Origin of the sequence: Micromonospora sp. MP36, assembly GCF_008119785.1 — a bacterium.
GTDB lineage: Bacteria > Actinomycetota > Actinomycetes > Mycobacteriales > Micromonosporaceae > Micromonospora.
Genome location: NZ_VSFA01000061.1, coordinates 1 through 23,892, shown reverse-complemented (window position 1 = coordinate 23,892; position 23,892 = coordinate 1). Strand labels below are relative to the sequence as shown.

The following is a 23,892-nucleotide window of genomic DNA, read 5'->3' as shown; positions in this document are numbered from 1 at the left end:
CGCCGACGCCCGTCTCGCCGTGGCGCTGCGGGAGCTGCACGGCGAGCCGGTCGACCCCGACGACCCGCGCCATGTCGCGGACGAGGCCCGAACGTTGGCCGCGGCAAGCGGCGACCCGCGCTGGCCCGACGAGGACTGACGCCCTCCGTCGACCGGATGTCACCTCGCCGCCCACTCGTCGGTCGTACCGGGTGTAACGACCGGTATGGGAGGGGACGATGTGGACCCACAGCAACAGATTAGAGAGGTGTACGCCGCTTCCGCGGCCCGCCTGGTGGCCCAGATGTACGCGATGACCGGCAACTACGCGGAGGCGCAGGACGTCGTGCAGGAGGCGTTCGTCCGGGCCCTGGCGCGGCCCGGGCGCTTCCAGCAGGTGGAGAATCCGGAGGCGTGGCTGCGGACGGTGGCGTTGAACGTCGCCCGGTCCCGGCACCGCCGTCGGATGGTCCTGGGCAGGATCGTCCACTCCGGCCGGCTCGATCCGGCGCAGCGCACCGCCCCTGCCCTGTCGCCGGACCACGTCGCCCTGGTGGCGGCGCTGCAGCGGCTGCCCCGGCAGGCCCGGGAGACGGTGGTGCTGCATCATCTCGCCGACCTGCCGGTGAGCGAGGTGGCGGTCGCGATGGGGTGCTCCGTGGAGGCGGTGAAGACGCGTCTGGTGCGGGCGCGTCGCACCCTGGCCGAGCACCTCGGCGACGCCGACCCGGTCGACCGGGAGCGGCTCACCCCCACCGGCGCGGCGCCGCCCGGGCGCCCGACCTCCCCGACCTGCGCCGAGCGGGAGGCCCGCCATGCCTGAGCTGGACTTCGCCGGGCTGAACGCCGCCGCCCAGGCCGGCTTCAAGCCGCACTTCGAGCAGGTGGCCTTGCGCGCCCGGCGGCGGCGTCAACGGCACCGGATCGTCACCGTTGCCGCGCTGGCCATGCTGGTGGCCGGATCGGGGGTTGCCGTCGCGGCCCGGCCCGCGCACGAGCGTCCCGCGGTGCCGGCACCCGGCTTCAGCCCGGAGCACACCCCCGAATTCATCCCCACCCCAGGCCCCACGCTCACGCCCGGCCCCGGCCGGCAGGTCTCCACCGGGCGCCCGGGAGCCGGTGATCTCGACCACATCTACCTGCGCTACCACGAGTGCCGTACCGGGTGCCCGCCCCGTTGGGCGGGCACCGACGACCGGGGCCGGCATTGGCGCACCGGCCCCTTGCCGGTGCCGGACGACGCGATGGTGGACCTGCGGGTGGTGGCACCGCGCACGCTGGTTGCCTGGTATCTCTCCCGCTCCGCTCCCGACAGCCGATCCGCCCGGTGGGCCGCCAGCAGCGACGGCGGGGCGACCTGGCGGCAGGTCGAGGCGCGGCAGGTGGACGCGCTGCCGGCCGGGTGGCGGGTGCTGGCCCGCGAACCGGGTCCGGACCGTGAACCGCTGGTCGCGGTGGATCCGGCCACCGGGGACGTCGCGCAGCTCACCAAGCGGTCCACGCTGCAGAACACGGCGACCGTGGCGAGCGCGCCGATCGGCGCCGGCCTCTGGGTCAGCGGCCGTACCGGGAAGAAGGTCGGCGATGGCGGTCGCGTGATCTGGACCGGCAGCGCCGTCGAGGTCAGCCGGGACGGCGGCCGGACCTGGCGGCGGCACGAGTTCCCCGACGGGCTCACCGCCTCCGATGACATCGGCGGCCCGGCGGTGGCGACCCAGGACGGTCGCACCGTCTACGCCGTCGGCCGGGTCCGGGGTGCCCTGGTGGTCTGGCGCAGCGCGGACGGCGGCGCCACCTGGGCGCGTACCGCGGGAACGGCCAAGGTCGGGGAGCGCACGATCCGTGCGGCACTCCGCCCCGACGGGGTGCTGCTGGTCCAGGCCGGCGTCAGCGCCGCCGAGGAACCGCTGATGTTCGCCAGCTCCGACGACGGAGCGGCGCTCCACCCCGCTCCCCTGGGGCCGGGCGCCGACCCCCGCCCGGTGACCGGCGGATACGTCCAGACCGGCTGGCCGGACAGCACGGGCGCCTGGCTCTCCGCCGACGGCGTCACGTGGACCTGGATCGACCCGCCCGAGCTGTGACCTGAGGTGCTCCCGGCGGCTCCGGCCGCCGGGAGCACCTCAGCCAGCCGTCGTCGGCGTCAGTGTGAAGACCGGCGTTTCGGCGGTCAGCACCGCCGTCCGGGCCGGCACCCGCCACACGTCGCCGAGGGCCGAGGCCAGTTCGGCGAGCATCCGGGGTACGGTCTCCGCCCCGCCGTCGTGCAGTGCCTCGATCACCACCAGCACCTCCGTGGTGCCGTCGCGGACCGCCGACCAGCCGCTCTGCCGGTGCGTCCAGCGCCGCGAGTGCGCCCGCCTGGCCGAGTCCGCGAAGACCACCTCGCCCGGCTCGGGGCGCTCGTCGTCCCCGCCGAGGGTCTGGTAGGTCTCCTCGCCGGTGGCGGGCCCCACGGTCAGGTCGCCGCTGATCCGGCCGGCGTCGAGGACGGCCACTGGCACGGCGTACCCGAGGGAGAGGGCGTTGCCCAGGTCGACCAGCGGGTGCAGCCGGGGTAGCGCTCCGTCGCGGCGGAAGCGGCGCAGCAGCGACTCGGCGGCGCACCGGTAGCGGGTCGGCGCGAGCCCCATCCGGGCGAAGGCCCGCCGCCACGCCTGGATCTCCGGGAAGCCGCTCTCCGGTCCGGCGGCGAGACGGGCCCGGGCGGCGTCGCCGTACCGGGTGAGGGCCGGGCCGACGTCGGCGGTGGGGGTGATGCCGGTGACGTGCAGGACACCGCAGACCAGCTCGGGAAAGGCCGACCAGACCTGCGGGGCGTGCCGGAAACGCACGGGAAGCTCCTATCGGGCGGTGAGGGCCAGGCCGAGGCCCAGGGCGAGGAAGCTGCCGGCGAAGCCGCGTCGCAGCAGCGCAGTCAGCCGGGGTCGGGCCAGCACCCGGTGCCGGAGCGTGCCGGCCAGCACGCCGTACCCGGCGAAGACCACGAAGGTGGTCAGCATGAACACCGTGCCGCAGGCCAGCATCCGGGCCGTCGCCGCGGGCGCGTCCGGGGGTACGAACTGCGGCAGGAACGCCACGAAGAACACGGTCACCTTCGGGTTGAGCAGGTTCACCAGCACCCCGTCGAGGACCAGCCGGGCGGCCGGGCGGGGCGGGGCGCCGTCGCCGAGCGACAGCGGGCCCCGGTCGCGCAGCGCCGACCAGGCCATCCAGAGCAGGTACGCCACGCCCAGCCAGGTCACCACCCGGAACGCCGGGGTGCCGGCGCGCAGCACGGCGGCCAGGCCGGTGACCGCGGCGGCCAGATGCGGGACGAGGCTGACCGTGCAGCCGACCGCGGCGACGAGTCCGGCGCGACGGCCCGCGGCGAGCCCGGCGGAGAGCGTGTACACCACCCCGGTGCCCGGGGTGGCCACCACGACCAGCGTGGTCAGCAGGAAGGCGATGCTCATGCGATCCACCCTGCGGCCATAATGGCCCGATGGACAGAGCCAAACCGTCGGCGGTCGAGGGGTCCATAACGGCCGGCGCCGATTTCCTCCAGCTCGACGTCGGCCAGGCCCCGCCCGGCGGGCGCGCCGACTGGCTGGCCGGGCGGCTGCGCGCGGCCATCGCCGACGGGCGGGTGCCGGTGGGGGCCCGACTGCCGGCCAGCCGGGTGCTCGCCGCCGAGCTGGGCGTGTCCCGGGGCGTGGTGACCGAGGCGTACCAGCGGCTGACCGAGGACGGTCACGTGGTGGGGCGGGGCCGGGCCGGCACCGTCGTGGTGGCCACGCCCGCCGCGGTGGTCAGCCGCCTGCCGGTGCCACCCGCCCGCGCCGAGGTGTTCGCCGACCAGCCCGGCACCGACGTCTTCGACGCCCTGCGTACCGCTGTGGCGGAGCTCGACCTGACGCCCGGCGTACCGGATCTGGCGGCCTTCCCCCGCGCGGCCTGGCTGCGCGCGGAACGCGCGGTGCTGCACCGCCTCGCGCCCGCCGCCTTCGGGTACGGCGACCCGACCGGCACCCCCGCCCTGCGGCTCGCGGTCGCCACCTGGCTGGCCCGCAACCGGGGCATCCGGGTGGACCCGGCCGAGGTGGTGATCGTCGCCGGGGTGTCCCAGGGGCTCGGCCTGCTCGCCCAGGTGCTGCACGAGGACGGCGTGCACACCGTGGCGGTGGAGGACCCCGGTTCCCTCGGCGTACGCCAGCACCTGCGCAACTGGCGGCTGGACACCCCGCCGGTGCCGGTCGACGAGCACGGGCTGCGGGTCGACCTGCTGGCGGCCAGCGGCGCCCCGGCGGTGATGCTCACCCCGGCGCACCAGTTCCCGACCGGCGTGGTGCTCGACGGTGAGCGGCGCCGCCGGCTGCTGCGCTGGGCGGACCGGGGTGGCCTCGTCATCGAGGACGACTACGACGCCGAGCACCGTTACGATCGCCCGCCCGTGCCGGCGCTGCGCGGCATGCTGCCCGATCGGGTCTGCTACGCCGGCAGCGTCTCCAAGCTGCTCGCTCCCGCGCTGCGGCTCGGCTGGATGCTGGTGCCGCGGCGGTACCACCCGGCGCTGGTGGCGGCCAAGCGGATGGCCGACCTGGGCAACGCCGCGCTCCCCCAACTGGTGCTCGCGGAGCTGATGGACTCCGGCGCGCTGGAACGGCACCTGCGGCTGCTGCGCCGCCGGCACGTCCGCCGCCGGGACGCGATGATCCGGGCGGTCCGTGCGCACCTGCCCGGTGCGGTCGTGCACGGCGCTGCCGCCGGCCTGCACCTGCTGGTCACCCTGGACGGTGACGTCGATGACGTCGCGCTGGCCGCCGCCGCGCTGCGCAGCGGCGTCAAGGTGCAGCCGCTGTCCTGGCACGGGCAGCGGCCGCAGCCGCCCGGCCTGGTGCTCGGCTACGCCGCCAACCCGACCGGCGACATCGAACGTGGCATCGCCACCCTCGCCGCCGCCCTCCGCGACCTGCCCTGACCGCGGCCCCCGCGAAGTCCCCGTTGATCAAGAGGTTCGCGTCGCTACGGAGATCAACACCGACGCAACCTTCTTGATCAACCCGATAGGGGTGGGGCGGAGGGGTGGTAGAGGGTGGCCAGGGCGGCGGCCGTGGCGGCGAGGCGGTCGCGGAGCGCCGTGGGGGAGAGGACCTCCACCTCGGCGCCGAGCCGCAGCAGGTCGCCGTGGGCGTGGGTGAGTGACTCGATCGGGATGACCGCGTGGATCCAGCCCGCCGCGTCCGGCGGGCCAGCGCTGGCGTCCACGGCGGCGACCACCGCGTCGCTGGCGATCTCCCGCAGCCGTTCCCGGCCGCGCGGGGACAGCCGGATGGTGGCCTCGTCCCGGTGCAGCCGGGCCCGGAAGTCCACCACGTGCGCCCGCCACCAGCCGGGCAGGTCGAACTCGGGCCGCTCGAACGGCTCGTCCAGCGGGTTGAGGTCGAGGATCTGGTTGACCCGGTAGGTCGCCGGCTCGCTACGGTCCGGCCGGGCGGCCACCACGTACCAGCGACCGCCCTTGAGCACCAGGCCGTAGGGCTCCAGCACCCGGGTCACCTCGCCGGTCCAACTGCGGTAGCGGACCCGGATCCGGTGCTGCCGCCACACCGCCTCCGCGGTGGGCGCGAGGTACGGCGACGGATCGCCGTCGGAGTACCAGCCGGGGGTGTCCAGGTGGAAGCGCTGTTCGAGCCGGGTGGCCCGCTCGGCGAGCGGGGGCGGCAGCGCGGCCCGCAACTTGAGTTGCAGGGTCGCCACCACCGACTGGTAGCCGAGTTCGGCGGCCGGCCCGGGCAGTCCGGCGAAGAGCAGCCGGTCGGCCTCCTCCGCGGTGAGCCCGGTCAGCCGGGTCCGCCAGCCGTCGACCAGCCGGTAGCCGCCGGCGTGCCCGGCCTCGCCGTACAACGGGATGCCGGCGGCGTGCAGCGACTCGACGTCCCGGTAGATGGTGCGGACCGAGACCTCCAGGCGGCGCGCCAGGTCGGCGGCGGTGAGCCGGTCGTGGGCCTGGAGCAGCAGGAGGATCGACAAAAGGCGGCTGGCTCGCATTCCACTGACAGTAGCTGTCAGGGGAGTGGCCGTACCGTCCCGGCATGGCATTCCGAGACAAGGAACTGACCGTGCCGGGGACCATCGAGGTCGCCGGCCGGCACGTCAAGCGCTACCACATCGACCAGCCGGAGCCCCGGCTCGAACCGGCCGTGATCGAGGCCGCGTACGCGTACCTGCCGAAGCTGCTGCCCGGCCCGGACGGCGGCACCCCGCCGGCGAGCTGGGTGGTGCTGCACCGGGGTGCGGACACCGGGGCCTACCTGCTGGCGTACAGCTGGTTCTGGGACAACGTGGTGGAGTGTCGGATCGCCATCGCCGGGCAGCCCGCGCTGGACTGCCCGGACGACAACCCCGCGCACTTCGTCCCGCTCGACCGCCCCGGGGTGGGCTGCGTCTGGGAGCTGGGCGTGTTGGAGCACGAGCGGGCCGCCTGGGTCCGGCACATCCTTGCGCCGGACCGGCCGGACCTGGCCGGCTACCTGGCCGACACCCGCACCGCCGGGCCGGTGGGCCACTGATGGGCGACTTCGACTTCCTCGTGGGCAGCTGGGACGTGACCAGCCGGCGGCTGAAGCAGCGGCACGTCGGCAGCGACGACTGGGACGAGTTCCCCGGCAGCACGGTGGCGCACCGGTTCTTCGACGGCGCGGGCAGCTTCGACGAGATCCGCTTCCCGACCCGCGGCTTCTCGGGGTCGACGGTGCGGATCCTCGACCCGTCGACCGGGCTCTGGTCGATCTACTGGATGAACAGCCGGCGCGGAATCCTCGAACTGCCGCCGGTGGTGGGCCGGTTCGTCGACGGCGTGGGCGCCTTCTACGCCGACGACACCGACGAGGGACGGCCGGTCCGCTGCCGGTTCATCTGGTCCGGCATCACGCCGAACGCCTGCCGCTGGGAGCAGGCGTTCTCCACCGACGGCGAGCGCACCTGGGAGACGAACTGGATCATGGAGTTCGCCCGTACCGCCTAGGGTGACCGGGGTGAGGCGATGGAGACGGGCCGATCCCTGGACGGTGCGGCGGCAGGTCGTTGCCGGGGTGGCTATCCTGTACGGCAGCCCGGCGCTGCTCCTCCTGTCGGCCGGGATGATGACCGGGCTGGCCGCCGGTCGGCTGACCGTCCGTCAGGCCGGGCCGATGGCCGTCGGCGTCGCGGTGATCGTCGCGGTTCTGCTCGTCGCGGTCCGGTTCCACCTGGTCGGCATCTACTACGGCAAGCGTGGGCTGCTGATCCGATACCTGCACCGCTCCCGACTGTTGCCCTGGCCGGAGGTCACCGGTTTCGACGTACGCCCGATGACCGTCCTCTTCGGCCTCGAGGGCCGGCAGCAGGCCGCTTGGGTGCTGACCCGGGACGGAGCCGTGGAGACGCCCGTGCGGGCGGGCGGCCCGGTGCGTCAGTTGGAGAGCCGGAGCGGCCCGGCGCTGCCCGCCGCCGACTTCAACCAGATGATGCGGCGGCTGTGCGAGGCGCACGCCGCCGCTCAGGCCGGCGAGGGCGTGGTCGTCCGGTAGATCGCGGTCAGCCAGACGTCCAGCAGCACGTCGACCACGTCCCGCTCGGCCACCGCCGGACCGTCGCCGGCGAAGGTGGCGTACCACACCCGCTCGTTCATCGAGTTCAGCGCGATGGCGAGGTCCCGGGCGGGCAGCCCGTCCGGGGCCGCGCCGCGCCGGCGCTCGCCCTCGATGGCCGCCTCGACCGCGCGTACCCAGCGCTCCAGGACCTCGGCCCAGAGCCGGCGCACCTCGGCGTTGGTGCCGCGGACCTGGGCGCAGGCCAGCACCACCGCCCGGTGACCGCCGAACGTGGCGTGAAACCGGGCGATCAACTCCCGCCAGCGGGCCCGCGGGTCCTCCGCGAGCCGGTCCAGCACGTCGCCCGCGGCGGCGTTCGCCTCCTCGGTGACCCGGTCGAGCAGGGTGAGCAGCACCGCGTCCTTCGACGAAAAGTAGAAATAGAAAGTGGGCCGGGAGATCCCCGCGCCCTTCGCCAGGTCGTCGATGGAGATGTCGCCGAAGGGGCGTTCCCGCAGCAGCCGCTCGGCGGTGGCGAGGATCGCCACCTCCCGGTCGTCGCCGGTGGAGCGGCCAAGCCGCCGCCCGCGCGTCGGTGCGGCGCCGGTCGGCGTACGGGCGATCGTCATCGGCCGATGCTACACCGATTCAACACCCTGTCGATCCCACTCGACATGGTGTTGACCGGGGTCGACGGCGGTGGATAGGGTCCGGGTCCACTGCCGCCCCCGAACGGGAGACGCCCATGGCCTCCGACCACGTCGACGTCCTCATCGTCGGTGCCGGGCTCTCCGGCGTCGGCGCCGCCGTCCACCTCCAGCGCAACTGCCCGGGGAAGACCTATGCGGTGCTCGAGGCCCGCGACGCCATCGGCGGCACCTGGGACCTGTTCCGCTACCCGGGCATCCGCTCCGACTCCGACATGTACACCCTCGGCTACTCGTTCAAGCCGTGGACGAACCCGAAGGCGATCGCCGACGGCGAGGCCATCCGGGAGTACGTGCGCGAGACCGCCCGGGAGTACGGCGTACGGGAGCACATCCGCTTCCACCACCGGGTGATGCACGCCGAGTGGGACAGTGGCACCGCCCGCTGGACCGTGCACGCGCACCGCGACGACACCGGCGAGGACGTCGTCCTCACCTGCGCGTTCCTGTTCACCTGCGCCGGCTACTACCGCTACGACGAGGGCTACACCCCCGAGTTCCCCGGCGTCGGCCGGTACGCCGGGCAGTTGGTACACCCGCAGCACTGGCCCGACGACCTCGACCACGCCGGCAAGCGGGTGGTGGTGATCGGCAGCGGCGCCACCGCGGTCACCCTGGTCCCGGCGATGGCGGAGCGGGCCGCCCACGTCACCATGCTGCAGCGTTCACCCACGTACGTCATCGCGCTGCCGTCGCGCGACCCGCTCGCCGACGCGCTGCGGCGCCGGCTCCCGGCGAAGGCCGCGTACTCCCTGGTGCGCTGGAAGAACGTGCTGCTCGGGGTGGTCAACTTCCAGCTCAGCCGGCGCGCCCCCGGCCTGGTGAAGAAGTTCCTGCGCCGGGCCGCCCAGGGTCGGCTGCCGGTCGGCTACGACATCGACCGGCACTTCGCGCCCCGCTACAACCCCTGGGACCAGCGGCTCTGCGTGGTGCCCGACGGGGACCTCTTCGCCGCCGTCAGCGACGGGCGGGCCGCGGTGGTCACCGACACCATCGAGACCTTCACCGAGCGGGGCATCCGGCTCAGCTCCGGCACGGAACTGCCCGCCGACATCGTCGTCACCGCCACCGGGCTCAACCTGCTCGCCCTGGGCGGCATGACCCTCGCCGTGGACGGCACCGAGGTCGACCTGGCGCAGACGGTCGCCTACAAGGGCATGATGCTCTCCGGCGTGCCGAACTTCGCCCTGACCATCGGCTACACCAACGCCTCCTGGACGCTGAAGGCGGACCTGGTCGCCACGTACGTCTGTCGGCTGCTACGCCACCTGGACGCCACCGGCCAGCAGATCGTCACCCCGGTCGCCCCCGACACCAGCGAGCTGGTGCCGCTCATCGACCTGCAGTCCGGGTACGTGCTGCGCGCCGTCGACCGGCTCCCCAGCCAGGGCCCGGCGGCGCCCTGGCGGCTGTACCAGAACTACCCCCGGGACGTGCTGCTGATGCGGCACGGCCGGCTCACCGACTCCGGCGTCCGCTTCTCCCGTGCCGACGCGCCCGCCCCCGCCGAGCCGGCCGCGCCCGTCGCCTGACCGAGAGGAGCACCGCCATGCGTGACTTCGTCTTCCCTGGCGCCACCGCGGTGGTCACCGGCGCAGCCAGCGGCATCGGTGAGGCCCTCGCCCACGGGCTGGTCTGGCGCGGCGCCGACCTGGTCCTGCTCGACCGGGACGCCACGCGGCTCGACGCCGTGGTCGCCGCGATCCGCGCCGGCCACCCCGACCGGCGGATCGAGACCCACCTCGTGGACCTCGCCGACCCCGACGCCACCGACCGGGTGGCCGCCGAGCTCCGCCGGCGGCATCCCCGGATCCGGCTGCTGATCAACAACGCCGGAGTGGCCCTGGGTGGTCGGTTCGACCAGGTCACCCTGGAGGAGTTCCTCTGGGTGATCGAGATCAACTTCCGGGCCGTGGTCCGGCTGACCCACGCGCTGCTGCCCACGCTCAAGGCGGAGCCGGGCGCCCACCTGGTCAACGTCTCCAGCCTCTTCGGGCTGATCGCGCCGCCCGGGCAGGCCGCCTACTCGGCCAGCAAGTTCGCCGTCCGCGGCTTCACCGAGGCGCTGCGGCACGAACTGGTCGACGACGGGGTGGGGGTCACCTCCGTGCACCCGGGCGGCATCCGCACCCGGATCGCGGCCAGCGCCCGGGTGGGCAGTGGCGTCCCCCGCGAGGAGTACGAGGCCGGCCGGAAGGAGTTCGAGAAGCTGCTCTCCATCGACCCGGCGAAGGCCGCCGAGGTGATCCTGCGTGGCGTCGAGCGCCGCCGGGGCCGGGTGTTGATCGGCTGGTCGGCGAAGCTGCCCGACCTGCTGGCCCGGCTCGCCCCCGCCTCGTACGGGAAGGTGCTGGCACTGGGGATGAACCGGCGCGCGGTGCGGGTGCCGGCGCCGCGGCCCGCATCGGAGCCGGTCGCGCCCGACACGGAGCGCGCGCCGTGACCGTCGCCCTGCCGCCGGCCGACACCCTGACCGTGGCCGGCCGCCCGATGCGCTGCCGCGTCGCCGGGGCCGGCCCGCCCGTGGTGCTGCTGCACGGCATCGGGCGCACCCTGGAGGACTTCACCGCCCAGCACGAGCTGCTGGCCCGCGACCACCGGGTGATCAGCCTCGACCTTCCCGGCCACGGCGGCAGCGCGCCGCTGGACACGCAGCACACCCTGCCCGCCCTCGCCTCGGCCGTCGCCGGGTTCCTGGACGCCGCCGGGGTCACCAGCCCGGCGCACCTGGTCGGCAACTCCCTCGGCGGGGCGGTGGCGATGCGGCTCGCCGCCGACCAGCCGGCCCGGGCCGCGAGCCTGGTGCTCGTCAACAGCGCCGGCTTCGGCCGGGAGGTCACCGTGGCACTGCGGCTGCTCGCCCTGCGCCCGCTGGCCCGGCTGCTGCTGCGCCCGCACCCGGCGATCGCCCGCCGCACCGAGCGGGCCATCTTCCACGACCCGGCGTACGCGACCGAGGAACGGATCGCCCTCGCCCTGGCCGTGGCCCGCCAGCCGCACGCCGCCCAGGTGATGGTGGAACTCGTCCGCAGCCTCGGCACCTGGCGGGGCGTACGGCCGCAGTGGCGCGCGGAACTGCTCGCCGCGGTGGCCGCGCTGGACCTGCCCATGCTGGTGGTCTGGGGCGACCGGGACCTGATCCTCCCCGCACGGCAGCTGACCGCCGCCCGGGCCCGGCTGCCGAAGGCGCGGACCCACCTGTTCCCCGACACCGGGCACATGCCGCAGATCGAGCGGGCCGCGGCGTTCCACGCGCTGGTCACCGGGTTCTGGTCACACCCCGGCGGGTAGCGGCAGCGGCGTCAACCCGCGAACTGCTCCTCGACGAGGGCCAGCAGGGCCCGGTGCGTCTCCCGGTCCGCCGCCACCAGCAGCCCACCCGCGCCGGTGTGCAGCGGCTCGCCCCGCAGGCCGGTGAGCACGCAGCCGGCCGCCCGGCACAGGGCGATCCCGCTGGCGAAGTGCACGCTGTCCGCCAGGTGGCCGTCGGTCACGTACGCGGCCCGCCGGCCGGCGGCCACCCAGGCCACCGCCAGCGTGGTGGAGACCACCCGGGGCCGGAACCGCGCCCCGAACCCGGGGTGGGCGAGCAGCCGGGCGGCCTGGAACGCGGGACCGTTCGGAAACGGCGGGTCGAGGTTGACGTCCACCAGCCGCGACCCGGCCGACGGCGTGAGCGCCTCGTCCACCCCGTCCCGGCGTACCTGGGCGGGGCCGCCGTCGGTCCAGAACACCTCACCGGTGAACGGGTCGGCCGAGGCGGCCGCCACGACGTCGGCGTCGATGCGCAGCGCCACGTTCACCGCGACCAGCGGCATCCGCGCCGCGTAGTTCAGGGTGCCGCAGAGCGGGTCGACGAGCCAGGTGCGGTCGGCGTGCTCGGCACCGGTGCGTCCGCTCTCCTCCCCGATCACCGCGTCGGCGGGTCGGGCGGCGCGCAGCACGTCGAGGATCGCCTGCTCCGCCTCGAGGTCGGCGGCGGTGGCGAAGTCACCCCCCGACTTCTCCACCCGTGCCAGCGATGCCCCGTACCGGGACCGCACCACCGCGGCCCCCGCCTCCGCCGCGGCGATCGCCACGTCCCGATCCATGATCATCATGGGTGGAGAATAGACCGGGTGCGTCCGGGAGGTGCGGGAGCGCCCGAGGCGGGAAGTAGACAGGCATGCCGGAGGTGACCCTCTTCCTCGCCGGGGACGTGATGACCGGCCGGGGCGTGGACCAGATCCTGCCCCACCCGGGGCCGCCCGCGCTGCGCGAGCAGGTCGTCACCGACGCCCGCCGCTACGTCGAACTGGCCGAGTCCGTCTCCGGCCCGGTGCCGCGCCCGGTGCCGCCCGACTGGCCGTGGGGGGAGGCGCTGGAACTGCTGAACGCGCTGCGCCCGGACGCCCGGATCGTCAACCTGGAGACATCGGTGACCGGCCGCGGTGAGTACGCCCCCGGCAAGGGCATCCACTATCGGATGCACCCGGCGAACCTGGCCTGCCTCACCGCCGCCCGGCTCGACGTCTGCGCGCTGGCCAACAACCACGTCCTCGACTTCGGCCCCACCGGGCTCGCCGACACCCTCGACGCCCTGGAGGCGGCGGGCATCCGGACAGCCGGCGCCGGCCGGGACGCCGACGAGGCGTGGCGGCCCGCGGTGGTACGCCTCACCGGCGGCCACCGGCTGCTGGTCTGGTCGGTGGGCGCCCCGTCCAGCGGGGTGTACCCACCGTGGGCGGCGGCCGACGGGCGACCCGGGGTGGCGTACCTGCCGGAGATCTCGGTCGCGTCGGCCGAGGCGGTGGCCGGCCGGATCGCCCGCGAGGCCCGGCCGGGCGACCTGGTGCTGGTCTCGGTGCACTGGGGGTCGAACTGGGGCCATGAGGTGCCGGACGAGCACGTCCGCTTCGCGCACGCCCTGGTCGACGCCGGGGTGCACGTGGTCCACGGCCACTCGTCGCACCACCCCCGGCCGGTCGAGCGCTACCGGGGACGGCTCGTCCTGTACGGCTGCGGCGATCTGATCGACGACTACGAGGGGATCGGCGGGCAGGAGTCGTACCGGCCGGAGCTGCGCCTGCTGCACCTGCCCACGCTCGACGCGGAGACCGGCGAGTTGCGCCGGCTGCGGCTGGTGCCGGTGCGGATGCGGCGGATGCGGCTGCAGCGGGCGGCCCCGGAGGAGGCCCGCTGGCTGGCGGACCTGCTCGACGGGCTTGGCACCCCGTACCGGACCCGGTTCGCGCTCGACGACGGCATGATCGCCCTGCGCCCCGCCTGAGCGGGTGGGCTGGGTCACCCTTCGCGGGGGCGAAGGGCCGTGCGGGGCGCCCCGGGACGCATCATAGATACATGACGCATCCCACCGTCCCGGCGCGCACCGCCGGGCCCTCGGCCGCGGAGCGGGCGTACCAGCACCTCAAGCGGGCCATCCTGGAGCAGCTCTACCCGGGCGGCCAGCTGATCAGCGAGGGCGAGATCGCCGAGGCGGCCGGAGTCTCCCGCACCCCCGTCCGGGAAGCGCTGCTGCGCCTGGAGGCCGAGGGACTGGTCGCCCTCTACCCGAAGCGCGGCGCGCTGATCCGGCCGGTCTCCGCCCGGGAGATCACCGACGTCATCGAGGCCCGCCGCCTGGTCGAGCTGCACGCCGCCGAGCGGGTCTGGCCCCGCCGGGCCGAGATCAGGGCCGACCTGGCCCGCTGGCTCGACGAGATGCGCCGCGCGCACGCCGCCGGCGACGTCACCGCCCTGATGGCCGCCGACCGGGCCTTCCACGCCACCGTCGTCGAGGCGGCCGGCAACGAGATCCTCGCCGAGCTGTACCAGCGGCTGCGCGACCGGCAGCTCCGGATGGGCGAGGCCAGCTTCCGCCTCTCGCCGGACTGGGCCGAGGTGGTGCTCGCCGAACACGCCGGCCAACTCGCCGCGCTCGACGGCGACGACCCGCAGGTCTGGCTCGACGCCGTCGGCGCGCACGTCGACAACGCCGCGACCGTGCTGCGGACGCTGCGGTGAGCGCCGCCACCCGTACGGTCGCCCCGCGCCGCCCCGCCGCCCTGGTCTTCGCGGTCGCCGTCACCGCGTACGTGGCCGCCGTCTTCCACCGCAGCTCGCTCGGCGTCACCGGGGTCGACGCGGCGGACCGCTTCCACATCAACGCCGCCGCCCTGGCCACCTTCTCCGTCGCCCAACTCGCCGTGTACGCGGCCATGCAGGTGCCGGTCGGGGTGCTCCTCGACCGGTTCGGCTCCCGCCGGCTGCTGCTCGCCGGCGGCGCACTCATGGTCGCCGGCCAGCTCTGCTTTGCCCTCGCCACCGACGTCCGGCTCGCCGTCGCCGCCCGCGTGCTGGTCGGCCTCGGCGACGCGATGACCTTCATCAGCGTGCTGCGGATCGTGGCGTTCTGGTTCCCCGGGCGGCGCAACCCGCTGCTGGTGCAGCTCACCGGCACCATCGGGCAGCTCGGCGCGGTGCTCGGCGCCGTACCCCTGGTGGCACTGCTGCACCACGCCGGCTGGACGCCCGCGTTCCTCACCTCGGCGGCGCTCGGCGTGACCGTGCTGCTGCTGGTCCTCGTCGCGGTCCGGGACACCCCGCACGCCGAGCACACCAGCGCCGTCGCCCCCGACCTGGCCACCGTCCGCCGGCAGCTCGCCGACTCCTGGTCCCAGCCGGGCACCCGCCTCGGCCTGTGGACCCACTTCGTCACCCAGTTCTCCGGCTCGGTCTTCGCGCTGCTCTGGGGCTACCCGTTCCTGGTGCAGGGGCAGGGCTTCTCGCCCACCGCGGCGGCGTCCCTGCTCACCCTGATGACCGTGGTGACCCTGGTCTGCGGGCCGGTGATCGCGCACCTGTGCGCCCGGCACCCGTTCCACCGCTCGGTGCTGGTCTTCGCCATCACGGCGGCCACCGCCGCCGTCTGGGCGGTCGTGCTGACCTGGCCGGGACGCGCGCCGCACTGGCTGCTGGTCGCCCTCGTCGTCGTCCTGGCGGTCAACGGCCCCGGCTCGGTCATCGGCTTCGACTACGCGCGCACCTTCAACCCGGTGCACCGGATCGGCAGCGCCACCGGGATCGTCAACGTCGGCGGGTTCGTCGCCTCGATCCTGCTGATCCTGGCCGTCGGCGTCGTGCTCGACCTGGCCACGCCGGCCGGCCGCGGCACCCCGCCGCTGGACGCGTTCCGCTGGGCGTTCGCCGTGCAGTACCTGCTGTGGGGTCTCGGCGCGGTGCAGGTGCTGCGCTACCGCAACGCCGCCCGCCGTCGGTACGCGGCCGAGCCCACCGCCACCGCGGTGCCCGCGCCGGCCGGCGCCTGATCGGCCGGTCGCCGGGCGTCCGGTGCCGCCGTCTGCGGGGCGACCGCGCCGCCGCCGGGGCCGCTCAGAGCTGCTTGCGGCGGTGGGTGAGTGAGTCCAGCACCAGGGTCAGCCCGGCGCCGACCAGCCAGACGTCCTTGGCCAGGCCGATCCCCGCCTGGCTCGGGCGCAGGCTGTTCTGCTCCCGCATGCCGGGCGTCTTCAGGTAGAGCTGCACCAGGCCGGCGCCGAACGCGGTCAGGCCCGCACCGGCCAGCAGCGAGGGCACGAACGGGGCGAGCAGCGCGGCGCCCAGGGCCATCTCCGCCCGGGACAGCAGCTTGGCGAACCGGTCCGGCTCGAACTGCTGCAGCTGGGGCATCGCCCCGACCGCCATGCCGTGCATCCCGGCGGCGGCCTCGCCCTCCAGGCTCCGCTTGCCGAGCCCGGAATTCAGGATGAACGCGCCGATGGCCAGCCGCAGCGGCGCATGCGTCAGCTTCATGATCACTCCCGTCGGTGCCGGACAACCCGGGCCCCCGCGTACCCGGCGACGCGCCGGATAACCCGCCTCACACCGGCGAGCCCGGCAGTGGTGATCGGCGGTAGGTTCGCTCCAGAGACGTGATCGTCGACGGCAGGAGGGGCCAGTGAGCCAGGAAGTCCGGGGAGTCGTGTCGCGGCGCAAGGGCGCGCCGGTGGAGGTCACCACGATCGTGGTGCCCGACCCGGGGCCGGGCGAGGCGGTGGTCCGCGTCCAGTCCTGCGGGGTGTGCCACACCGACCTGCACTACCGCGAGGGCGGCATCACCGACGAGTACCCGTTCCTGCTCGGCCACGAGGCGGCCGGCATCGTCGAGCAGGTGGGGGAGGGGGTCACCGAGGTGGCCCCCGGCGACTTCGTGGTGCTCAACTGGCGGGCGGTCTGCGGCCAGTGCCGCGCCTGCCGCCGCGGCCGCCCCTGGTACTGCTTCAACACCCACAACGCCGCGCAGAAGATGACCCTCACCGACGGCACCGAGCTCACCCCCGCCCTCGGCATCGGCGCGTTCGCCGAGAAGACCCTCGTCCACGCCGGGCAGTGCACCAAGGTCGACCCGGCCGCCCGGCCCGCCGCCGTCGGTCTGCTCGGCTGCGGCGTGATGGCCGGCCTCGGCGCGGCGATGAACACCGGCCAGGTGACCCGCGGCGACTCGGTCGCGGTGATCGGCTGCGGCGGCGTCGGTGACGCGGCGGTCGCCGGGGCGGCCCTGGCCGGGGCGACGACGATCATCGCGGTGGACACCGACTCCCGCAAGCTCGACTGGGCCCGCAAGTTCGGCGCCACCCACACGGTCAACGCCTCCGACGACGATCCGGTTGAGGCGATCCGCGCCGCCACCGGCGGCTTCGGCGCCGACGTGGTCATCGACGCGGTGGGCCGCCCGGAGACCTGGAAGCAGGCCTTCTACGCCCGCGACCTGGCCGGCACGGTGGTGCTGGTCGGCGTACCCACCCCGGACATGAAGATCGAGCTGCCGCTGCTGGACGTGTTCGGCCGCGGCGGCGCGCTCAAGTCCAGCTGGTACGGCGACTGCCTGCCCAGCCGCGACTTCCCGATGCTCACCGAGCTGTACCGGCAGGGCCGCCTCGACCTGGACGCGTTCGTCACCGAGGAGATCGCCCTCGACCAGGTCGAGGAGGCGTTCACCCGGATGCACCACGGCGACGTGCTCCGCTCGGTGGTGGTCTTCCCGTGACCGCCCGCGTCGATCACACCGTCACCTCCGGCACGTTCTCCCTGGACGGGCAGACCTTCGACGTCGACAACAACGTCTGGGTGGTCGGCGACGACGCCGAGTGCGTCGTCGTCGACGCCCCGCACGACGTGGCCGCCATCCGCAAGGTCGTCGACGACCGCCGGGTCGTCGCCATCCTGGCCACCCACGCGCACGACGACCACGTGCGGGTCGCGCCCGAGCTGGCCCGGGCCACCGGCGCCCCGGTGCTGCTGCACCCCGCCGACCGGGTGCTCTGGGACCTCGTCCACCCGGACACCCCACCCGACGGGGAGCTGACCGACGGCCAGACCATCGCGGTCGGCGGCACCACCCTGCGCGTGCTGCACACCCCCGGGCACAGCCCGGGGGCCTGCAGCCTGCACGCCGCCGACCTCGGCGCCGTCTTCACCGGCGACACCCTCTTCGCCGGCGGGCCCGGAGCCACCGGCCGCTCCTACAGCGACTTCGGCACCATCATCGAGTCGATCCGGACCCGGCTGCTCACCCTGCCGCCGCAGACCGTGGTCCACACCGGACACGGCGACGACACCACCATCAGCGCCGAGGCGCCACACCTCGACGAGTGGATCGCCCGCGGCCACTGAGCCGACCGCCCGGCCGGGTCGCCGACCCGGCCGGGCACCGCCGGCATCAGCGCTCGCCGTCTAGCACCGGCTTGAGGTCGAGTACGGGCGTGCCGTCCACCGCCTCCAGGTCGGCCACCCGCACCCGCAGGCCGGTCACCTCCCGTACTCGCACCCGGTGCAGCCCGATCGGGTTAGGCCGGTGCGGCGAGCGGGTGCCGAACACCCCGGTTTCCGGGCGGGACCGGTCGCCCCGCGGGTGCACCACGAGCACGTCCCGCTGCGCCCGGTCCAGCCAGGTCAGCACCAGCAGGTCCGCGCCGGGCGCCAGGCCGCGCAGCGCCGGGGCGTACGCCTCGTCGAAGACCAGCCACGCCTCCGGTGCCCCCTCGTCGCCCTGCTTGGGCGCCAGCGCCGGATCGGTCAGCGGGGACTCGACCCGGCCGACGGGCCGCAGCGCGTACCCGGCGCCGGACTCATGAGTGTGCATCAGTACAAGCTCGCACAGGGCGTGCCCGATCACCAGGCCGCGCGGCCGCGGCAGCACCGCGAACTGGGCCGCCGGCGGGTGGCCCGACCTGGGCGCGGCCGTCGTGCCGGTCCGGCGTCACCGGGGCGGAACGTGCTCCGGGTTGGGGCGGGTGGTCACCTCCGCGGGGGTGAGCGGCCGGTCGCACTCGACGCAGTGCATGACGGCCCGGGCCGCTCCGCCGCAGCCGTCGTGCGCGGCGAGCCGGGGCGGGCCGGCCGGGCCGGCGAAGTGCCGGTCCCCCCACTGCATGAGGGCCAGGACGACCGGCACCAGTTCCCGTCCACGGTCGGTGAGGTGGTACTCGTGCCGCAGCGGGCGCTCCTGGTAGGGCACCCGCTGCAGCACGCCCCCGCCCACCAGCGTGCCGAGCCGGTCGGCCAGCACGTTGCGGGCGATCCCGAGGTTACGCAGGAACGCGTCGAAGCGGGTCGCTCCGAGCAGCGCCTCGCGGACGATCAGCAGGCTCCACCGCTCGCCGACCACGTCGAGAGCCCGGGCGATCGAACAGGTCTGGCCGGCGTAGAACCGGTTGTGCATCCGGTCATCTTAATGACGGCGTCGACATCGACCGATGGGTGGCGGACCGCCGGGCGGTGCCGTCCGGGACGAGGGAGCGGACTGTGCGAGGTTGACTGCGCGTCATTACGGTGACCCCTCCGCGGCCTGCCGCCGTCCGGCTGGGCGTTCCGCTGCGGAGCGACGCGGGCCGCGCCGACCGGTTCGTCGGCGCCGTGCGACTCGGCATGGGGCGCTCCGGCGTCGCCGGTGACGGGCACGGGTGGGGCCCCCGCACCGACGACGGCGGCGGTGCGGGGGACCTGGGGTCGACGTCAGCCGTGGACGGCGCCGACCGCCCGCCGGCGTGCCCGCTCCCGCCGCAGCGCCGACTGCCGGGCGTCCAGCAACGCGAGCAGTACGGGCGGGTCGACGATCCGCATGGGCTGCAGCGACAGCTCGACCTCCAGGAAGCTGTTCCGGGTGATCAGCAGGGGTCCGATGCTGCCGACCCAGGTGGCCTCCGCCGCCGGCACCGCCTCCTCGTCGGGCCCGACCGAGTGGGCCAGCAGGTGCCAGGTTCCGGCCGGTACCGGGTCGAGCGTGAACGGTCCCGGAGTGTCGAGAATGCGGCACTGCACGGGCCGGCCCTCGGGGATCCGCTGCGGGAACATGCCCACGAAGACCCGGCTGGTGGGCAGCCCGGGGGCACCGGTGATCCGCCCGCGTACCGTCCCTCTCGGACGGTTGGCGACCGCGTGCCCATCGGCGATGGGGACGTGGGTGGTGAATCCCCCCAGCCGCCGGTACCGGGTGGGTGACAGGCCGACGCTGCGGGTGAACCGCGAGCTGAACGTCCCGACGCTGGAGTAGCCGACTTGTAGGCTCACGTCCGCGACACTGAGCGAGGTGGACCTCAGCAGGCGCTTGGCCTGCTGCAGTCGCAGGGCGAAGAGGAACCGCCCGGGCGAGACTCCGGTGGCTCGCTGGAAGATACGGGAAAAATGGAACTTGCTGAACAGGGCTGTCTTTGCCATGTCGTCAATGGTCAATTGATTTGCAAGATTCTCCTGCATGTATTCAATGACTCGTTCGGCAGCCCTCACACACGGATCCTTCAAAGCCTCCCCCTTGCCGAAACGGCGGAACGGTGGCTCGTCGACGCATTGTTCTACCCATTCGGAAATGTTGCCACGGCGGATCCGCCGCCACTGGAGTTGGCCTATCCGTTCGTATCCGATGGGCCCGAGCAATTGGCGTCTGCCACTGTTCTGGCGCCGAGCCGATGCTAGCGGGGGCCCACTGGCCGGTGCAACATCCACCGCGACGAGCAGACTACTGTCGGTGATGGCTGGGGCGGGCTGCTGGGGTGACAGAGTGCGACGACGTGGCGGCCCGGTGGCTGAAGATGATGATTTATGGCTTCTATTCTGCGCTCCGCAACGATTCGGTGAAGTGTCCTTAATGGTACTGGGATCGCTTCCAGTGGGCCGTACGGAGGTGTCATATATTTGTCAGAAGGCTTCCCCATCCATCGACTGGGCTCGATGCATATCCCGACACCCGGTAGGTGTGGTGGGTTTTCGACAGCAACCGTCAGGTATCGCCGGTCTGAGGGTGGTTGTCGGCCGCGTGTACTGCGCCCAGCCAGGCCCAATGCGCGCCGCGGCCGCGTCGCCTTCCATTTCGGGCCCAGGCCGCCATGGCCGGTTTGCGCGGGTTCCCGGATGGGTGAGGGGCTGCCACGGCCGCCCGGCGTCGGCTGTCGCGTCGGCCAGGCTCTGGCACCCGCCCCCGGGCAGGTGAACGAACCCTCGCCGAATGCCGAGCCGTGGCTCCCGAGCTCTCCCACAGGACGCCGACGGGCTGGCGTGGCAGCATCTCGACAGCTCCAGCGGAGCGGCAGCGGGCGGCGGCCGGGTCGAAGCGCGGCCGGCTCGGCCAGGCGCGGGATGAGACGACGGTGACGTACGCTGCCGCCACCGCCATCTCGTCCAGCGTGTCAACGACGTTGGCACCGAAAGGTTACGGTCCGTTGCGGAAGTGGCACGCTTGAGCAACATTGAAGAAGGGTTCCGGCGGGGCGGGCCCGCCCCGCCGGATTCCGCCACTCCCGCCGTGTCCCGCCCCACGCCGAGGCCGTGGTCGATGGCGTCGCCGCGCAGCTCACATTTCCGTCTGCCGGGGCGCGACTAGGATCGGCTGCCATGACCGCACAGGGAGACCACCGGCCGCCGACCGTCCGCCAGTTGCGTCTCGTCGTCGAGGCCGACGACTACGACGCCGCGGTCGCCTTCTTCCGGGACGCCCTGGGCCTGCCCGAACAGGCGGCGTACTCCGGCGGCGACGGTGCTCGGGTGGTGATCCTGGACGCCGGCCGGGCCACCCTGGAGTTGGCCAACCCCGCGCAGAAGCGGATGATCGACGAGGTGGAGGTCGGGCGACAGGTCGCGCCGCGGTTGCGGGTGGCGTTCGAAGTGGATGACAGCCGCGCGGTGACCGACCGCCTGGTCGCCGCCGGCGCCACGGAGGTCGCCCCGCCGACGGTCACCCCGTGGCAGTCGCTCAACGCCCGCCTCGACGGACCGGCCGGCCTGCACCTCACCGTCTTCCAGGAACTGCTCACGCCAGAGGAGCGCGGCACCCGGAACGGGTTCGGCACCGACGCCTGACAGGTGGAAATACGCCAGCGGAGCGGCCGACCGCCGGCCATACTCGCGGCCGTGTCCGACCCCGCCGCCCCACCCCTGCTGACCCCGGCACAGACCATCGCCCTGCGGCACGTCCGCGACGTGGCGCTGCGGGACCGGCCCGCGGCGCTGGCCGCCATCGCCCGACACCTCGCCGGCTCGGGTACGGCCTACCGGACCGACGAGGTCATGGCGGCGGTGGCCGCGCACGGGCGGTTGACGCTGAACTTCCACCCGGACCGGCTGCTGCGCGACGGCCGCACAGTGGCCGAGGCGCTCGACCGGGAGGGCATCTACCGCAGCCAGTTCGAAACCGGCATCTCCAATGGGGGACTGACCGCATTCCCCGGCGGTGACCGGGACCGCTGGGAGGAGATGCTCTTCGGCGGGGCGTACCAGCGGCCCGGCGTGCTCCCCGCGGAGCGCCCGAAGTACGGCGGCCTGAACCTGCTGGACCACGCCGACGGCGCCTGCCCCCGGTTCGGCTCCTGCCACCTGCGGCTGCGCCCCGCTACCCTGGCCCGAACCACCTTCAGCTTCGGCGACAGCCACACACAGCCAACGGACTTCGGCACCCTCGAGATCTTCGAGCCGGTGCTCGCGGCATTGCTGGCCGCAACCGCCGGCACCGGGGCCAGCCTCGGTGTGGCCGGCATGGACACCGACAGCCTGCTGCGGGCGCTGTTGCGCCGCGGCGAGCGGGAGTCGGGAGCGGTCGGGCGGGCCCTGGACGACTACATCGAGGCGCAGATCCACGGCGACGTGAGCCTCGCCCACGACGTCGAGGCCCTGGTGGTCGACCCGTCGTTCCGCGGCACCGAGGTGGGCGGGATCCTCGCCGGCATCGCCCGGCGGCACGGCTTCCCACTGCGCTGGCACGCCGGCTTCGCGCTGCCGGTCGACGGCATCGACGCCGAATTCCGGGGTCCGGCGATCCCGCCGCTGGCCGCGCGGGTGCACGCGGAGTTCGCCCGCCCGGGAGAGCCGGTCGATGCCGCCCTGATCGGCCGGGCCGCCGCCTCGGTGGTGCGGGAACCGGACCGGTGGGCCGACCGGGGACCGGTCGAGGTCACCCTCCAGCACCTCAAGCAACTCTGGCACGTCCTCGTCCGGTTCGGTACCCCGCCAGCCCGCTGAGCGCTGGGTGCTCGTCTCGCCCAGGCGGCTGACTGCCCTTTTCAGGAATTTCCTCCGGTTTGCTACGCCTTGGGGCCGCCGTCCCTGACTCCGAGTGACCTGGACCGCAGCCACCCGCCACTCCGGCATTTCCGGAATGACCGACACGTCAAGCTGGTTGTGTCCCCCGTACCGCCGGAACGTAAACCCGTACCGCTCAGTAGTTCCCCCGAGGCTCGCTCACCCCGGAGCGCGTCGTAACGATCGAAAGGGCAACCATCGTGAAGCAGCACTTCACTCGATGGCTCCCGGCCATCGCCAAAACCGCCCAAGGCAAGACCGAACTCGTCGCCCGCCGGCTCCCCGCCCTCGCGAAGACCGCGCAGGCAGAACTTGTCGCCCGCCGGCTCCCCGCCCTCGCGAAGACCGCGCAGGAGAAGGCCGAATTCGTCACCCGCTCGCTTCCCGAATTCACCAAGACCCCGCGCCGTAAGGCCGCCCTGAGCATCGCGGGCGTGGCCGCCCTCGGTGGGCTGGCCGTCGGTCCGAGCGCCTTCGCCGCGCCGGTCACCACCGGCCCGCACGCTGGCGCTGTCGCCGCCATCGACATGGCGACCGGCGAGAAGACCGCCACGGTCGAGTCCGGTCTCACCACCGGCAGCGACAAGGTCGCCAGCAAGGGCGACCGCCCCAGCCGGGACGAACTCATCCCGCACGGCGTGGAGGGTGCCCAGTCGCGCATCCCGCTCGACGACGCGCAGGTCGACAACGCCAAGGCCATCGTCAAGGCGGCCAAGGAGACCGGCGTGGGGAAGCGGGGCGCCGTGATCGGCGTCGCGACCTCGCTGCAGGAGTCGAAGCTGTACAACCTCGGCCACCTGGGCACGTACAACGACCACGACTCGGAGGGCCTGTTCCAGCAGCGCCCGTCGGTTGGTTGGGGTACGCCCGAGCAGATCACCGACCCGGACTACGCGTCCAAGGCGTTCTTCAACGCGCTGAAGAACGTCGGCGACTGGCAGGACCTGCCGCTGACCACGGCCGCGCAGACCGTGCAGGTGTCCGCCTACCCGTACGCGTACGCGCAGTGGGAGGAGCAGGCGGCGGATATCGTCCAGCAGCTCTGGTGACCTCCTGCACCTTTCGCGAACCGGCCGGCCCCTTGTTTGGGCCGGCCGGTTTCGTCTGGT

The 23,892-nt window shown here is 73.9% G+C and carries 26 protein-coding genes; 17 read left to right on the top strand and 9 right to left on the bottom strand.

Features of this window, described 5'->3' with window-relative positions:
- Positions 1–247 precede the first annotated feature (247 nt).
- Entirely contained in the window at positions 248–802 is a 555-nt protein-coding gene (locus FXF52_RS28445; RefSeq protein ID WP_255472427.1) for an RNA polymerase sigma factor, read from the top strand.
- A complete protein-coding gene (locus FXF52_RS28440) occupies positions 795–2,063 on the top strand; it encodes a sialidase family protein (RefSeq protein WP_148801412.1) in 1,269 nt (422 codons plus the stop codon). The genes FXF52_RS28445 and FXF52_RS28440 overlap by 8 nt, the downstream gene beginning before the upstream one ends.
- A 39-nt stretch (positions 2,064–2,102) precedes the next feature.
- Here the strand turns inward: FXF52_RS28440 and FXF52_RS28435 are convergent, their stop codons facing one another.
- Together FXF52_RS28435 and FXF52_RS28430 are read right to left on the bottom strand one after the other, a co-directional pair.
- Entirely contained in the window at positions 2,103–2,813 is a 711-nt protein-coding gene (locus FXF52_RS28435; protein ID WP_148801411.1) for a B3/4 domain-containing protein, read from the bottom strand.
- Between the two features lie 9 nt (positions 2,814–2,822).
- The gene (locus FXF52_RS28430) at positions 2,823–3,434 is read right to left on the bottom strand and encodes a LysE family translocator (protein ID WP_148801410.1); all 612 of its coding nucleotides are present in this window, start codon (positions 3,432–3,434) and stop codon (positions 2,823–2,825) included.
- 29 nt (positions 3,435–3,463) lie between these two features.
- On the opposite strand from FXF52_RS28430, the gene FXF52_RS28425 reads away from it, so the two are divergent.
- On the top strand, positions 3,464–4,939 hold the full coding sequence (locus FXF52_RS28425) for a PLP-dependent aminotransferase family protein (protein ID WP_148801409.1): 1,476 nt from the start codon (positions 3,464–3,466) through the stop codon (positions 4,937–4,939).
- 77 nt (positions 4,940–5,016) lie between these two features.
- Here the strand turns inward: FXF52_RS28425 and FXF52_RS28420 are convergent, their stop codons facing one another.
- Positions 5,017–6,009 (bottom strand): YafY family protein, encoded by a 993-nt coding sequence (locus FXF52_RS28420; protein ID WP_148801408.1) that lies wholly within the window; start codon positions 6,007–6,009, stop codon positions 5,017–5,019.
- A 44-nt stretch (positions 6,010–6,053) separates the two neighbouring features.
- Between FXF52_RS28420 and FXF52_RS28415 the strand changes: the two genes are divergently transcribed.
- The 3 genes from FXF52_RS28415 to FXF52_RS28405 are packed head-to-tail and all read left to right on the top strand — an operon-like array spanning position 6,054 to position 7,529.
- Positions 6,054–6,530 carry a hypothetical protein gene (locus FXF52_RS28415; RefSeq protein WP_148801407.1) on the top strand — a complete coding sequence of 159 codons (477 nt, stop codon included), beginning with the start codon at positions 6,054–6,056 and terminating at the stop codon, positions 6,528–6,530.
- Complete coding sequence (locus tag FXF52_RS28410; RefSeq protein ID WP_148801406.1) at positions 6,530–6,985, top strand: hypothetical protein; 456 nt, start codon at positions 6,530–6,532, stop codon at positions 6,983–6,985. Before FXF52_RS28415 ends, FXF52_RS28410 begins: the two co-directional genes overlap by 1 nt.
- 10 nt (positions 6,986–6,995) lie before the next feature.
- Entirely contained in the window at positions 6,996–7,529 is a 534-nt protein-coding gene (locus FXF52_RS28405; protein WP_148801405.1) for a hypothetical protein, read from the top strand.
- Here FXF52_RS28405 and FXF52_RS28400 read toward each other — a convergent pair.
- Positions 7,499–8,161 (bottom strand): TetR/AcrR family transcriptional regulator, encoded by a 663-nt coding sequence (locus FXF52_RS28400; protein ID WP_148801404.1) that lies wholly within the window; start codon positions 8,159–8,161, stop codon positions 7,499–7,501. The two genes, FXF52_RS28405 and FXF52_RS28400, sit on opposite strands and share 31 nt — an antisense overlap.
- Positions 8,162–8,277: 116 nt before the next feature.
- On the opposite strand from FXF52_RS28400, the gene FXF52_RS28395 reads away from it, so the two are divergent.
- The 3 genes from FXF52_RS28395 to FXF52_RS28385 are packed head-to-tail and all read left to right on the top strand — an operon-like array spanning position 8,278 to position 11,530.
- On the top strand, positions 8,278–9,771 hold the full coding sequence (locus FXF52_RS28395; RefSeq protein ID WP_148801403.1) for an NAD(P)/FAD-dependent oxidoreductase: 1,494 nt from the start codon (positions 8,278–8,280) through the stop codon (positions 9,769–9,771).
- Positions 9,772–9,788: 17 nt separating this feature from the next.
- Positions 9,789–10,682 (top strand): SDR family oxidoreductase, encoded by an 894-nt coding sequence (locus FXF52_RS28390; protein WP_148801402.1) that lies wholly within the window; start codon positions 9,789–9,791, stop codon positions 10,680–10,682.
- Positions 10,679–11,530 (top strand): alpha/beta fold hydrolase, encoded by an 852-nt coding sequence (locus FXF52_RS28385; RefSeq protein WP_148801401.1) that lies wholly within the window; start codon positions 10,679–10,681, stop codon positions 11,528–11,530. Before FXF52_RS28390 ends, FXF52_RS28385 begins: the two co-directional genes overlap by 4 nt.
- Before the next feature lie 11 nt (positions 11,531–11,541).
- Here the strand turns inward: FXF52_RS28385 and FXF52_RS28380 are convergent, their stop codons facing one another.
- Positions 11,542–12,339, bottom strand: a complete 798-nt coding sequence (locus FXF52_RS28380) for an inositol monophosphatase family protein (protein ID WP_148801400.1) — start codon at positions 12,337–12,339, stop codon at positions 11,542–11,544.
- Positions 12,340–12,404: 65 nt separating this feature from the next.
- Between FXF52_RS28380 and FXF52_RS28375 the strand changes: the two genes are divergently transcribed.
- From FXF52_RS28375 to FXF52_RS28365, 3 genes are all read left to right on the top strand, one after another.
- Entirely contained in the window at positions 12,405–13,508 is a 1,104-nt protein-coding gene (locus tag FXF52_RS28375) for a CapA family protein (protein ID WP_148801399.1), read from the top strand.
- A gap of 71 nt (positions 13,509–13,579) precedes the next feature.
- Positions 13,580–14,242, top strand: coding sequence for a GntR family transcriptional regulator (locus tag FXF52_RS28370; protein WP_148801398.1), 663 nt, complete (start codon positions 13,580–13,582; stop codon positions 14,240–14,242).
- Positions 14,239–15,546 carry a nitrate/nitrite transporter gene (locus FXF52_RS28365; protein WP_148801397.1) on the top strand — a complete coding sequence of 436 codons (1,308 nt, stop codon included), beginning with the start codon at positions 14,239–14,241 and terminating at the stop codon, positions 15,544–15,546. Before FXF52_RS28370 ends, FXF52_RS28365 begins: the two co-directional genes overlap by 4 nt.
- A gap of 64 nt (positions 15,547–15,610) precedes the next feature.
- Here FXF52_RS28365 and FXF52_RS28360 read toward each other — a convergent pair whose 3' ends face one another.
- A complete protein-coding gene (locus FXF52_RS28360; protein ID WP_148801396.1) occupies positions 15,611–16,030 on the bottom strand; it encodes a hypothetical protein in 420 nt (139 codons plus the stop codon).
- A gap of 145 nt (positions 16,031–16,175) precedes the next feature.
- On the opposite strand from FXF52_RS28360, the gene FXF52_RS28355 reads away from it, so the two are divergent.
- Together FXF52_RS28355 and FXF52_RS28350 are read left to right on the top strand one after the other, a co-directional pair.
- On the top strand, positions 16,176–17,264 hold the full coding sequence (locus tag FXF52_RS28355) for an S-(hydroxymethyl)mycothiol dehydrogenase (protein WP_148801395.1): 1,089 nt from the start codon (positions 16,176–16,178) through the stop codon (positions 17,262–17,264).
- Complete coding sequence (locus FXF52_RS28350) at positions 17,261–17,890, top strand: MBL fold metallo-hydrolase (RefSeq protein ID WP_148801394.1); 630 nt, start codon at positions 17,261–17,263, stop codon at positions 17,888–17,890. The genes FXF52_RS28355 and FXF52_RS28350 overlap by 4 nt, the downstream gene beginning before the upstream one ends.
- A gap of 46 nt (positions 17,891–17,936) precedes the next feature.
- Here FXF52_RS28350 and tsaA read toward each other — a convergent pair whose 3' ends face one another.
- The 3 genes from tsaA to FXF52_RS28335 form a co-directional block, all read right to left on the bottom strand.
- Positions 17,937–18,359 (bottom strand): tRNA (N6-threonylcarbamoyladenosine(37)-N6)-methyltransferase TrmO, encoded by a 423-nt coding sequence (tsaA, locus tag FXF52_RS28345; RefSeq protein ID WP_148801393.1) that lies wholly within the window; start codon positions 18,357–18,359, stop codon positions 17,937–17,939.
- Positions 18,360–18,476: 117 nt separating this feature from the next.
- Complete coding sequence (locus FXF52_RS28340) at positions 18,477–18,938, bottom strand: helix-turn-helix domain-containing protein (protein WP_148801392.1); 462 nt, start codon at positions 18,936–18,938, stop codon at positions 18,477–18,479.
- Between the two features lie 293 nt (positions 18,939–19,231).
- Positions 19,232–19,972, bottom strand: a complete 741-nt coding sequence (locus tag FXF52_RS28335) for an AraC family transcriptional regulator (RefSeq protein ID WP_148801391.1) — start codon at positions 19,970–19,972, stop codon at positions 19,232–19,234.
- A gap of 1,131 nt (positions 19,973–21,103) precedes the next feature.
- Here FXF52_RS28335 and FXF52_RS28330 point away from each other — a divergent pair.
- The 3 genes from FXF52_RS28330 to FXF52_RS28320 all read left to right on the top strand — a co-directional run bounded on the left by FXF52_RS28330 (position 21,104) and on the right by FXF52_RS28320 (position 23,832).
- The gene (locus FXF52_RS28330; RefSeq protein WP_148801390.1) at positions 21,104–21,568 is read left to right on the top strand and encodes a VOC family protein; all 465 of its coding nucleotides are present in this window, start codon (positions 21,104–21,106) and stop codon (positions 21,566–21,568) included.
- Between the two features lie 51 nt (positions 21,569–21,619).
- Positions 21,620–22,723, top strand: a complete 1,104-nt coding sequence (locus FXF52_RS28325; RefSeq protein WP_148801389.1) for a DUF3626 domain-containing protein — start codon at positions 21,620–21,622, stop codon at positions 22,721–22,723.
- 260 nt (positions 22,724–22,983) lie between these two features.
- Entirely contained in the window at positions 22,984–23,832 is an 849-nt protein-coding gene (locus FXF52_RS28320) for a hypothetical protein (protein WP_148801425.1), read from the top strand.
- The last annotated feature ends 60 nt before the right edge of the window (positions 23,833–23,892 follow it).